This is a genomic window from Paenibacillus curdlanolyticus YK9, from assembly GCF_000179615.1.
Taxonomy (GTDB): Bacteria; Bacillota; Bacilli; order Paenibacillales; family Paenibacillaceae; genus Paenibacillus_T; species Paenibacillus_T curdlanolyticus.
On record NZ_AEDD01000004.1, the window covers coordinates 308,940 to 321,144 of the forward strand.

The window sequence follows — 12,205 nt, forward strand, 5'->3', positions numbered from 1 at the left end:
GGTAATAACTATGAACGGATGGTGTCGCATGCTGCGTTCTAATCGAGATAAACAACAAAACTATGAGTTAGTCTCCATTGAAGATTTAGTTCCCGCTGATCATATGCTCCGCAAGATTGATAAGTATATTGACTTTTCTTTCATCGATGAGAAAGTACGCCACCTTTACTGCCAAGATAACGGACGTCCAGCCATCGACCCCCTCGTGCTGTTCAAGATGATTTTCCTGGGTTACTTCTACGGCATTCGTTCTGAGCGTCAGTTGGAACGCGAAGTTCAAACCAACCTCGCCTATCGTTGGTTTCTTGGGCTTGGACTTGCTGACCGAGTCCCTGATCACACGACCATTAGCTGGAACCGGCGAACCCGATTCAAAGATACGTCTGTGTTCCAAGATATTTTTGATGAGATTGTACTTCAGGCTGTGTCGCATCGAATGATTGGCGGACGTGTACTGATCTCCGATTCAACTCATGTAAAGGCCAATGCGAATAAACATAAATACACGAGAGAGCAAGTGCAACAGAACACGCGGGATTACGTGGATGAACTGAATGCGGCGGTAGAAGCAGACCGTAAATCGCAAGGAAAAAAGCGCTAAAACCACGGGAGGAGGTGACGGAAGACAAGGAAGTAAAGGTTAGCACGACTGATCCGGACAGCGGGTATATGTACCGAGAAGGTAAGCCGGAAGGCTTCTTCTACTTGGATCATCGCACAGTTGATGTGAAGTACAACCTTGTTACCGATGTTTTCGTCACCGCCGGCAATGTCCATGATTCCGTGCCATATCTTTCACGTTTAGACCGTCAACTCCAGCGTTTTGGGTTTGCAGTAGAGGCAGTTGCATTGGATTCCGGCTATTTGACGACTCCGATTTGCAAAGGATTAGAGAAGCGTAAAATTTTTGGTGTCATTGCACATCGACGATTCCATCCCACACAAGGCTTACATCCAAAATGGAAGTTTATCTATGATGCAGAACGTGATTTGTATGTTTGCCCGCAGCAGCAAGAACTGTCATACCGAACAACAGATCGACATGGCTACCGGCATTATGCGTCGGATCCAAAACAATGTGAAACATGTCCGATGCTGGAGCAATGTACACGTTCCGCAACAAAACGAAAAGTGATCACCAGGCATATTTGGGAAGACAGTAAAGAACAAGTGCGATTAAACCGCCTCAGTAAGTCGGGCAAAAGGCTCTACAAAAAGAGAAAAGAAACGATTGAGCGAAGCTTCGCGGATGCTAAACAGCTCCACGGGTTTCGCTATTGCCGTTTGCGGGGGTTAAACAACGTGATGGAACAAGCATTGATGACCGCTGCGGTGCAGAACATGAAAAAGATTGCCCTCCACCTCGAAAGGAGGGCGTAAGGCGTTAAACCACCCTTTTTGCCTTTAAATACAGCTTCGATAAAACAAAGAGAAACCCAGCGTTTTGAAAAAACGTGGGTTTCTCCACAATCTGAAAAGAGCAGTCATAATGACTGCTCTTTTGTTTGTTGGTTGGTTTGGTTATCGCACCACGATGGCGGATTTGCGTTTACTAATTAGTGGAGCTAGGTCTGTTCGCTCAGACATTGACCATTGGGTATGACCGTTGGGTATGAACGCTAACGTAACGGACCTCAGGGGCGCTATTCGGGGTAAAATGCGCCTTTTCTACCTGTAACGGACCCAGCAGACCTTATACGGCTTAATATTGATCCAAATGCGGGCATTTCCCTTGAATAAAGGCTCCTGAGTCCGTTAGAAATCTTTTGACGCGCTAATGTGCCAAATAACGGCTGTACGGTCCGTTGCTATGAACGTTTTAGTCAATTCTCCAGTATTTCCATGCAGTTTCTCAAGCACTAAGCGCGGGAGCAAATATGCGAGCGACGGTTGGCACGCTGCTATCCGTGGGTTGGTTACCACATTTTATGCCTTCGTCAAAGAGAGCGATCACAAGCTAGCAACGCACGTTCAGTTTTTCAACTTAGTGCAAACGGACCACGTGGATTCTCTCTTGAACCTTCGTTTGCTCCCGGGCCTAGTGCTCGAGATTGTTTTTCTTTCTGGCGTGTTTGAATACAGCCTAGAACTAGGCTAAATTTGTTTGGTCACAGGTGCGAGCGGCCGCCCATATAAAACCAGCCAATTCACGAGCGACTGCTCCAATTGCCACATTTTTGTGCTTATTCATTCCAAAAACAAGCCGGCGATACTTCTTATGCAATCTCTCTTGCGCTTTCCAGGACAGCAGTTGCAAGTTGGGCGGCATGCCATCTAACCGTTTTGCCAATTCCCCTTTTACCGATGGGCGGTGACGGTAACTCCAGGCAGACTCTACCAAGGCTCGCCTTAAATGAGGGTTGCCGGCTCTTGTCATGCCTCCTCTTTTTACACTTTGCCCTGTCGAGTGTTCGCGCGGAACTAAGCCTAAATAGGCCATTAATTGCGCAGGTGACCGGAAGCGCTCAAACGAGTCAATCTCGGCGGCGATTGTAATTGCCGTAAGCAAAGCGACGCCGCGCAGGGACTGCAAGGCCTGAATAATTGACGCATGAGGGCCTTGGGTGCCTAATTGGAATAGTGCTTTTTCAATTCGCGCCATGCGTTGTTCAATTTCTTCGAGGGCATGCAGCATCTCAGTAAAGCAAAATTGCAGCGCCTCTTGTTCAAAAGTAAGCTGTCCAAGCCACTCCCGATACTTTTTGGTCCACCGACGTTTTATCGTTACGGGCGGATGGATCTGGTGACGAAGCAAAAACTTCAAAATGCGTTGTGCAGCGCGGTGCTTGTCTTCTTTCGCAGCTTCACGAGTACGAACAAGGTCTCGCAACGCTTCGCTGTCACGCGATGGAACATGAATAGGCGTCAGTTCTCCTGCACGGAATAGTCGAGCGAGTTGCACCGCGTCTCGACGATCGGTTTTAATGTGATCGCCTGGTCGTTTCGGGATGAGAGAGGGAGCAATGACGACACAGCTAGCGCCCATTGTTTCAATCCAGCGATAGGTTTCGTAGCCAGTCGGCCCAGCCTCGTAACAAAACGAAAGGCTTCCCGCCGGACCTAACTCTTTGATTAGTTTTCGAAGGGCAGCCGGGGTATGCGCAACGGTTCCGTAGTAACGAGGCGCTTCTCTTCCCTCGTCAGCAATAGCAACAGAAATTTTTTCTTTGGACACATCTAAACCGATGTATTTTGTGGCAGAATGCATAGTAACAGCTCTCCTTTTGCTTGTAGCTCTGAAAATGGTGGTTTTCACACTATCCATTTTTAACCTACGACCTGAAGCAAATACGGAGAGCTGTTACTTATTTACGTTCATCATAGCTAGCCGCCCGCGGCCTGCCGTCTTCCGCATGTTCTCTAGCCGCCGTCGTATGCTGCCCGCCGTATGCCGCAAGTTGTCTGCGATCTGCCGTCTGCCGTCTATCGGCTGTCGTTTGCCGCGTGTTGCCCGCCGCCCTCTGCCATCTACCGCATGCTGCTTCGCGCCGATGCTTTCGCCTTTTCCCGAGATGCACGCGACGGTCAGCTTATGGGCGCAGGCGGATGCACACGGGCTTCCGCAGCTCGACATGTTCATCCGTCAACGTCGGGCGGCCTTCGCCATCAATGGCGAGGACCGCAACCCGGTCAGATTCCTGATTCGCCGTCAGCAGCCACTGGCCGCCGGGGATCAGCTGGAAGTGGCGCGGCGACTGGCCGCCGGATGGCGTATGGCCAATTGCTGCGAGCAGGCCGTCCTCACCGATGCGGAATGATGCGATGCTGTCATGTCCGCGGTTCGAGCCGTACAGGTACCGTCCGTCTGCGGATACGGCAACCTCTGCGCAAGTATTTTCGCCCGTAAAGGTCGTCGGCAGCGTCGTAATCGTCTGACGATGTGCTAAGCTGCCGTCCGCCGCGTTCAACTGGAATACGGCGATCGCACTCGTCAGCTCTTCGATCACGTAGACGATAGGCTGAATCGGATGGAATGCCAAATGGCGCGGGCCCGTACCTGGCGTAACGCGCGTGCGCGATTGCTCGGATAACGTTCCGTTCGTCCGATCCAATCGGTACGCGTACACGGCGTCCGTGCCGAGATCGTTAACGAGGTAGAGATCAGTCTGCGGTACCGCATAGATGGAATGGGGGTGCGAGCCCTGCTGTCGATCCGGATTTACGCTGCTGCCCGTATGGGTCACGCTATGCGAAGCCGGTCCTACTGCGCCGTCTGCACCAATCGGATAGACGCTGATCGGGCCGCCGCCATAGTTGACGAGCAGCAGCCATTGGCCAGACGCATCGAGCGCGAGATGGCAAGGCGAATCGCCGCCGGAAGGCTGGCGATTAATCTCTGCGAGCTTTTCCGCTGATGAAGGCGATTGCGAGCTGCTGTCCGCGACAAGCTCCTCCGAACAACCAGTGAATCGATAAGCCACGATCGCTCCCTCTCCCAGCTCGCTCACCGCGTACAGCCTCTGTTTAGCGCTATCCAGCGCAACAAACGAAGGGTTTTCGACGCCTGCCTGACCTTCGGCACGGTGCAGCTTGCCGCTCTCTGTATCAAAGGTTAGCAGATGAATAGCGTCATGCTCTGATGTGTTGTATGAGCCTACGACGAGACGATGAATGGTTTGGTTCGTTGCTTGCTGCATCCTGTTGTCCTCTCCCTATACGGTCGTTTTTCTGCCAGCATACTTGGCGGGTGTACGGAAGTCAACCGAAGCGGCGGGAAGTAGACAATTGTATCCCATAAAATATAAAGAATAGAGGATATTCCCCCTATCCCTCATGTTCGCGCGTTCACATGCACATTCCCCTCCCTCCGTTTTCCCGCTAAAAAAGCAGCAATCCTCCGACAACGCGGCGAATTGCTGCTCTACAGCACAACCTGTAATTAACGATTAACTGTGATTTGCGCATTGCGCTCGATCAGTGCAATGCGCTGCTGTACGCTGGCATACGAGCGCAGCCCGTCTTCCGGCGTATTCAGCACATAGTCCAGCAATTGGTCGATCGAGCTCGTCGCCACATGGCAGCGCGTGTCGGAGGACGCGTAGTAGATGAACACTTCGCCGTTCTCGCGCGCCACAACGCCGTTGCAGAACAGAACGTTAGATACGTCGCCGATACGCTCTTCGCCCTCCGGCGCCATAAGATGGCCGCTCGGGCGGTGCGTGATTTCCCATGGCTTGTTCAGATCCGCCGCGAGGAACGCATACAGCACGTAACGCAGTCCTGCCGCCGTGTTGCGAACGCCGTGCGCGATCGTCAGCCAGCCTTTATCCGTTTTGATCGGCGCAGGCCCCATGCCGTTCTTCACTTCTTTGATCGTATGATACTGCTTCGGATCGATGACGATTTCTTCTGCGATAACCGCGTTTTCCATATTGTCAGCCAGACCCCAGCCAATGCCGCCCGCGCTGCCCACCTCGACGAAGCCGTCGGAAGGACGCGTGTAGAACGCGTATTTGCCATTGACGAACTCCGGATGCAGGACGACGTTGCGCTGCTGCGCGGATGGCGTTTTCAGGTCAGCAAGACGTTCCCATGTTTTCAAATCCTTCGTCCGCGTAATGCCGCATTGCGCAACCGCGCTCGACATGTCGCCGGCAGGCGCGTTTGGATCTTTGCGCTCCGTACAGAACAAGCCGTAGATCCAACCGTCCTCATGCTGAACCAAGCGCATATCGTATACGTTCGTATCCGGCTCATCCGTCTCTGGCAGCACGACAGGCTGATCCCAGAATTTGAAGCCGTCGATGCCGTTCTTGCTCTCTGCAATCGCGAAAAACGATTTGCGATCATAGCCTTCGACGCGGACCGCCAGATACACATTGCCGTTCAATTCAATCGCACCCGGGTTGAACGCGCAGTTCACGCCCAGACGCTCCTGCAAGAAAGGATTCGTTTCTTTATTAAAATCATAACGCCAGCTCAGCGGCGCGTGCTGTGCCGTTACGATTGGATATTTATACCGGTCCACGATGCCGTTGCCCAAGCCGTCAATCTCGTTCTTGCGGTCGATCAGCTGTTGGTGCTCGTTATGCAAAGCCTCAAAGCGGCTCTCGAATGATGCTGCCATATTCATCGTCTCCTATCGAGTTGGAATGGGTGTAGTGAGCTTTCTTGTCCTATTCCATTGTGATATGATTAATCTTAAACCCGATAGGCACGATAATAAATGCCTTTTCCTATTCTCCATTTGCACTTTTGCGTTGCATTATACAGACATTCGGAGGCGCGTTTCGATGTCCTTTTCGTTTGAAATTCCATTGCTTGGCGTCGACACGCCTCACCACGTCGATTTTGTGATCGATCATACGAGGGGCGGCGGCGCTTATTTGCTGACCTGCTTTTCCACCCCATTCTTCATCCGAACGATCAATGGCATGGAGGTTGGGCAGCCCGGCGACTGCATTTTGCATGACCCGGCGTTTCCGCAATTTCATGGCACGGTGAAAGGAGAACAGGAAGGCTTTCGCAATGATTGGGTTTATGTAGAGGGGGATGGCATGCTGGAGCTGGCGAGGACGTACGGCATTCCGTTTAACACGCTCATTCGAACGGGCGAAAAACAACTCCTTGCCTCCCCCATTCGGACCATCGAGTCGGAGCTGGCGCTGCGCAAGCCTTTTTGGAAGGAACGCATCGCGCTCGTCCTGCAGGAAGCGATGTTCATCATCGGCCGCCATCAGCAGCTTGCCTTGGAGCTTGAGCAATACAAACCCTCTGAACGGGAATATCGCAAAAGGTTTATCGAAGCCCGCTCCATCATCCATCAGCGATATGCTGAGCCGTGGGATGTGCAGCAAATGGGCAATCTCGTTAATTTAAGCGCTGTGCGATTTTCCGTGCTGTTCCAAACCTTTTTCCAGATCAGTCCCAAAGAGGATCTCATTATGAAGCGGATCGAGGAAGCCAAGCTGCTCCTCCATACGACCAACGACAGCGTAGAGCAAATTAGCGCCGCTTGCGGCTTCAATAGTTTGTATTATTTTTCCCGGATATTCAAAATCAAAGTCGGCTGCTCACCTGCGCACTATCGCAAAAGGCTGGGGGGCTGAGCGGATTTAAAAAACGGCGATCCAGCTCATCAATTGATGAACGGATTGCCGCTTTTTTGCTATCGCGTGCTGGAAACAGCCTCACATCGACGCGATCCGCGCCGCCTCATCTGTCAGTCCCATCGCCCGCATCGCCTCCACGATGATCGAGCATAGCTCATCTTCATCCTGCAGCACGAAGTTCATCTGGATATCCCGGAACAACGCCAGCTTGGATGCCTCCGGCGCCGCAATTAGATAATGCCGCAGCTGCTCAAAATCCAGTTTGTTCCTCTTGTCGACGGAGAACGGGTGATGCGATTCCCCCTCGTGCAGCGGCGCAGTTACGCCAAGCCCATCCTGCGTCTTCACCGTCAGGTGCTTCTGCCTCTCCTCATTCACCTGCTGAACGTAGCGAAAAGGATGGGGGACTTCGGGCAACTCGACTCTTCGTAACAGTTCATCCCAGATCTCCGCCTTATCCTGCTTCTCCTCATCCGTCGGCTGGTAAGGGGATTCGGCTGCTTCTGCCTGCCAGCGCCGCTTCGCCTCCAAGTAGCTCGCTTCACTCGCAAAGTAATTGTAGAACAATGCGCTATCCGTATGGTTTACGCTCAGAAACTCCTTCAAATTAGCAGCGGCGATCCGGCTCGGTTCGTCAAAATCCATCGGCGAAACGCATACGATCGGCGCTGTCTCTAGCGACTCCTCCGCCCCATAATCGGTCAGAAATCCATAATGAATGCCATCCACGCCGATATTCCCGAATACGACCACGTCGGACGGTGTACTGAAATATCGAAAATCATCTAACGCAAGATAAAAGTTAAACTCGTTATAAAATCGCTCCGAATCCGCCAGCTCGCGCCGGAGGTCGATCAAATGCTGCAACGTTGGCGGTACGCTATATTTGCCGAAGTTAATGTTCAATGGGATGAATGCCTCCACGTATATGTCTTGTACTGCCCATTATCAGAGGAATGCTTCAATATGTTCCCATCCTCTGGAATGCCTTGGAAATATGCACCGATGCAACCTGTCGTACAGCGATGCCCCGATAACAATATGTTAGCCTCGCTTGTGCGATACCGCCCTTCGAGCTCTTTCATAAAAGCAAACACTCTCGCGATGAACGCGGGAATTTGCTCCACGCCTTGATAAATCGCAGAATCCGGAACGACGCCGGCCAGCTTGACCTCTGACCGATGCAGCAGATCCGCTTCGCCCAAATCAAATACGTCGAGCCGCGCATCCACCATAGCTTTCATGCCGGTTGTGATCTCGGCGGTTTGAACGGCCCTCTCTTGCGGAGACGAGCATATATAGTCAAAACGGATATGCCGCAGCTCGCTTTTCAGCTGCTCCGCTTGCTGAACCCCATATTCATTTAATGGCAGGCCTAGTCTGCCTTGCAATCTTCCTTCTTTGTTCAAATCCGTTTGTCCATGCCTTACCACGTAGATCATATGCACTCCCCAGTCCACTTTTTGCATAAGTACAACCTATTGACACAACTTATTCCTCGTAAAGTTAGCGAAGGTATCATTCAGTCTTCATCCTTCCATATATTAACATACCAGTAGCGATGTTGTCTTCGATTGCCGATTGCTGTTTACTCCCAAGCCGAATGCCTTGGGCATCGACTATGATGATGGTGTCGTTTAGAAGATCGCCTTGGCCGTGTGTCATTGCAGTTTATACAATGAAAGTGCTCGTCCCTCACCGTTGTGCCCGCTCCCCTTGCATTTTGTACAATGTGAACCGCCCCCGACGGGAGCTGACAGTCCATTTGGTCACATGCGAGGGTTTCTCGTTGCACAGATTGCAAGGAGAGTTACCTAGGAATCGTTTTCTCCCTATGTCATTGCACACAATGCAATGAGGAGACGTGAGGCCGAACAGCTTGCGGCGGTTTCAGGTGGCGCGCAATGCGGAGAGCGCGATTCGGATGGTGCGCGGTCCAATGTTAGTGCGGTGGCGCGCAGTGTAAAAAGCGCGCGGTCCGGATGGCGCGCGCTCCATGTTAGTCCGGTTACGCGCGGTCCAGGCACGCACGCTCTGGGTAGCGCGCGCAGTGCTAGTGCGGTGGCAGGCGACGGAAGCGCAAAAAAAGCCCATTCCAGCTTACTGGAATAGGCCTTCTCCGATTCGTTCAACCCCATAAAGCTTCAACTACATGAAGCTTACCAGTTGTTCCCCGAGCCTGAAACCGTGAAGCTCGGCGACGTATTCAAAAATTTGCCGGAAGGGGCGCCGTTGACCGTATTGTTCGTGAAGGTCGAGCTGCCTGTCGCGGAGCCGCGAACATAGACGCCGTACGTACCCGCGTTCGTGATCGTGTTGGAAGCATAGTTCACTGTAATGCCCGGCGCCGGCTCTTCGATGAAGATGCCGGAGTATGTGCTGTCTTGGATCGTATTGCCGGAGACGTTTACGGTCAGGTTTTGCGCTTTGCCGTTATTGTTCACCCAGTACGCCCAGATCGCGCCGATCTGATAGCCGTAATCCTTGTGCAAGGAGCCGCAGCGAATGAGGACGTTGTTTTGGACGGTCAGCGTACCGGTCATCGACGGCGGGTTAAAGTTCGTGCCGTACGAAATGCCCGACCCGTTCACGACCGTATCGGTGAGCAGGTTGTTGAGCACCTTATTGTCTTTGCCGCCATAGATGGCGATGTTGTTCGCGAGCGTCGGAATTTGGACCGTGTTGTAGCTGAACGTGTTGTTCGTGTCCAAATACGTGTCCGACCACATGGCCAGTCCGTCGTCGCCGCTGTTGCGTACCGAGTTGTTCGTGACCGTCGAGTTCGTCGTGCCGTAGTGAAGATTAAGGCCGTCCGCCCATACGTTGCGAATTCTCGAATTGGAGATCGTGGCGTTATTCGTCTGGTTCGTCAGCCAGAAGCCAACCTTCGTGTGCTCAATCCATAGATTCGTCAGCGTCGAGTTGGTGCCGTTGCCTTCTACGCCGGATACGCCGCTGTAATCATCACGGATTAGGTCATTCGCGCTGATTTTGAAATCGGACAGCGTAACGTTCCCGCCCCGCAGATAGAAGCCGGCATAGTTGCCGGAAACCGTGGAATACCAGATGCCCGCGCCTTTGACCGACACGCCGCTGTCCAGATAAAGCCTCGTTCCCGTGCCGTTATAGCCTGCGCCTTTCGTTCCGTTGTTCAGCGTGAAATTGCCGGATGGGATCCAAACGCCTTTGTACGCACCGCCTGAATTTTTAACCGCATTAATCGCGTTATTGAATGCCGTCGTATCGTCCGCGCCGTCGTTCGCCACCGCGCCATAATTCAAAATCGATACGTAATTCGAAGGCATCGACAGCGCTGCGGGAATCGCTTCTGTTTCGATCAAGTCGACCGTTACGTTCGCGGTGGAGCTGAAGTTCAAGTTCGACGCGTTGCGCTGCAGCTTAATAACAGTTCCTGCCGGATACTCTTGGTTCAATACAACCGACGCTTCATCATAGTTGTGAAGCGGCGTATTTGGCGTCGCATTCGGATTGTTCGACCAGCGGATTTCGCCGCCTTCCGTTCCCCATGCGCCATAGTTCCAGCTGTACTTCGACGTCAGATTAACGTCCTTAACGAACGTGCCGCCTGCATACAGGCTAATTGCCGAATCGATTCCCGTACCCGATGCGTTGTCCGGGATGGAGTAGCGGATCGTAATGCCTTTGGCTGCTTTCGCCAGCGTGAATTGGACGTATTGTCCCGCAGAAGTCAGCTGGACCGCTTTCCGGCCCGATGCCTCTGCTGCCAAATTGCCAAACGATGTCGATGGGCCAATAACAGTCCCTGTATGAGTCAGGCTTTCCGCCTCGTAAGTGTCATATGGCATCGTTGCCCCATATGTGCCAGCCGGAGGAGGCGTTACTGGCGGCGGTGTCGTCGTCGACGCACCCGTGCCGTATACTTCAAATTCGGATGCCTGCCCGCCCGTTGCGCCCGAGTTCGCCGTAAAGCTCAAGCGCACATAGCGTGCGGAGGCTTCCGTGAACGTAATCGTAACCGTATTGTTTGTCGTTGGATTAAAGGTATAGGTCGCCGATGCAGCCAATGTGCTGTAGGCCGAGTTGTCGCTGCTGCCCTGAACGGACAACGTCTGCGTTCGCGTTCCCCAGCCAGCCGGCAGCTTAAGCACGACGGAATTGACATTTTGGGCGCTGCCCAGATCGACGGTCAATACGTTCGGATAGGCGTTCGCCGCTCCCTCATAATAGGTGGAAGCATTGCCGTCAACCGCGTTGGAAGCCGTGAAGCCGGAGACGTTATTGTTCGAAGAAACGGCTGCGTTAAGGGCGAGATTCGTGCCTGCCGCCGGGGTAGAAGGAGCGTTCAAGGTCATGCTGTCGATGTTCACGTTGCCTGAATCGGAGGAATCATACTTGTACATAATCGTGTTGCTGCCTGCATTCAGCGACACCGTCTCGGTCTCTGAGCCCCACGTGTCCCAGCTGGCTGTCGCGGCCAACGAAATCTGCTTCACCTTCGCGCCGTTAACATACAGGCTTACGGTCTTAGCTGACCCGGTACCGTTGGCATACTTAATAACCGCCGTATAGCTCCCTGCCGAGGAAGCGCTTACAGAAAACGTCGTTGAAGCGTTGCCTTTGTTCGAATCGGTATACCCGCCCACGAACCCTGTCCCCGTATAACCCGTATGATCGGCTGCTGCGGCTGCCCCTCCTGCGAGCGATGCGGCTTCCGCCTCATAGGTTTGCGACGCTGCGGACACCGAAGCTGCCAGAGGCGCTTGCACAGCGGCTAGCGAGAGAAGCAGCAGGCTAGCCAGAGACTTTCGTACCATTGCTTTCTTCAACATTAGATCCCCTCCATGATGTTAGATTCCGTACCGTAATTGAACGCTGCTCCCTCTTCCTCTCCTTCCCCCTGCATTACGGCCTTCATCAAGTATAGAGCGGCGATTCTTCCTTAAGCGATGGCGTTTATTACGGTTGAGGTATCCAATCTTGCGATAAATGTGGCTTGCACCTAACGCGATGATCAAGCCGTCACCGGCATGTTACCGATAATCCTTATGGATCAAATTTCAAAAGGATGATTTACTTTTAATAGAAACCGATGTATTCTATTGACGGGGTATGGAAACGTTTGCACAAAAAAAAGCAACTCTTTCGGGAGAAAGCGGACTGCAAACGCCGGA

9 protein-coding genes are annotated in these 12,205 nt (G+C 52.7%); 2 read left to right on the forward strand and 7 right to left on the reverse strand.

Features of this window, described 5'->3' with window-relative positions:
• Window positions 1-28: 28 nt before the first annotated feature.
• A protein-coding gene (locus PAECUDRAFT_RS25220) for an IS1182 family transposase (RefSeq protein WP_085979468.1) occupies window positions 29-1,380 on the forward strand; the annotation gives its coding sequence in 2 pieces (ribosomal slippage) (window positions 29-596 and window positions 596-1,380; 1,353 coding nt in all).
• Between the two features lie 709 nt (window positions 1,381-2,089).
• Here the strand turns inward: PAECUDRAFT_RS25220 and PAECUDRAFT_RS09205 are convergent.
• The 4 genes from PAECUDRAFT_RS09205 to PAECUDRAFT_RS09215 all read right to left on the reverse strand — a co-directional run bounded on the left by PAECUDRAFT_RS09205 (window position 2,090) and on the right by PAECUDRAFT_RS09215 (window position 6,067).
• Complete coding sequence (locus tag PAECUDRAFT_RS09205; protein ID WP_006036924.1) at window positions 2,090-3,208, reverse strand: IS110 family RNA-guided transposase; 1,119 nt, start codon at window positions 3,206-3,208, stop codon at window positions 2,090-2,092.
• Window positions 3,209-3,301: 93 nt separating this feature from the next.
• Window positions 3,302-3,574: a hypothetical protein gene (locus PAECUDRAFT_RS25660; RefSeq protein WP_144266496.1), complete on the reverse strand. Its 273-nt coding sequence runs from the start codon at window positions 3,572-3,574 to the stop codon at window positions 3,302-3,304.
• The gene (locus PAECUDRAFT_RS09210; protein WP_006037859.1) at window positions 3,531-4,637 is read right to left on the reverse strand and encodes a lactonase family protein; all 1,107 of its coding nucleotides are present in this window, start codon (window positions 4,635-4,637) and stop codon (window positions 3,531-3,533) included. The genes PAECUDRAFT_RS25660 and PAECUDRAFT_RS09210 overlap by 44 nt, the downstream gene beginning before the upstream one ends.
• Before the next feature lie 242 nt (window positions 4,638-4,879).
• Window positions 4,880-6,067 carry a glycoside hydrolase family 130 protein gene (locus tag PAECUDRAFT_RS09215; RefSeq protein WP_006037860.1) on the reverse strand — a complete coding sequence of 396 codons (1,188 nt, stop codon included), beginning with the start codon at window positions 6,065-6,067 and terminating at the stop codon, window positions 4,880-4,882.
• Window positions 6,068-6,233: 166 nt separating this feature from the next.
• Here PAECUDRAFT_RS09215 and PAECUDRAFT_RS09220 point away from each other — a divergent pair, with 166 nt between their 5' ends.
• Window positions 6,234-7,049, forward strand: coding sequence for an AraC family transcriptional regulator (locus PAECUDRAFT_RS09220; RefSeq protein ID WP_006037861.1), 816 nt, complete (start codon window positions 6,234-6,236; stop codon window positions 7,047-7,049).
• 81 nt (window positions 7,050-7,130) lie between these two features.
• Here PAECUDRAFT_RS09220 and PAECUDRAFT_RS09225 read toward each other — a convergent pair whose 3' ends face one another.
• The 3 genes from PAECUDRAFT_RS09225 to PAECUDRAFT_RS09235 form a co-directional block, all read right to left on the reverse strand.
• A complete protein-coding gene (locus PAECUDRAFT_RS09225; RefSeq protein ID WP_006037862.1) occupies window positions 7,131-7,958 on the reverse strand; it encodes a hypothetical protein in 828 nt (275 codons plus the stop codon).
• The gene (locus PAECUDRAFT_RS09230) at window positions 7,955-8,494 is read right to left on the reverse strand and encodes a histidine phosphatase family protein (protein ID WP_006037863.1); all 540 of its coding nucleotides are present in this window, start codon (window positions 8,492-8,494) and stop codon (window positions 7,955-7,957) included. The genes PAECUDRAFT_RS09225 and PAECUDRAFT_RS09230 overlap by 4 nt, the downstream gene beginning before the upstream one ends.
• A 717-nt stretch (window positions 8,495-9,211) precedes the next feature.
• A complete protein-coding gene (locus PAECUDRAFT_RS09235) occupies window positions 9,212-11,863 on the reverse strand; it encodes a galactose-binding domain-containing protein (protein ID WP_006037864.1) in 2,652 nt (883 codons plus the stop codon).
• Window positions 11,864-12,205: the final 342 nt, after the last annotated feature.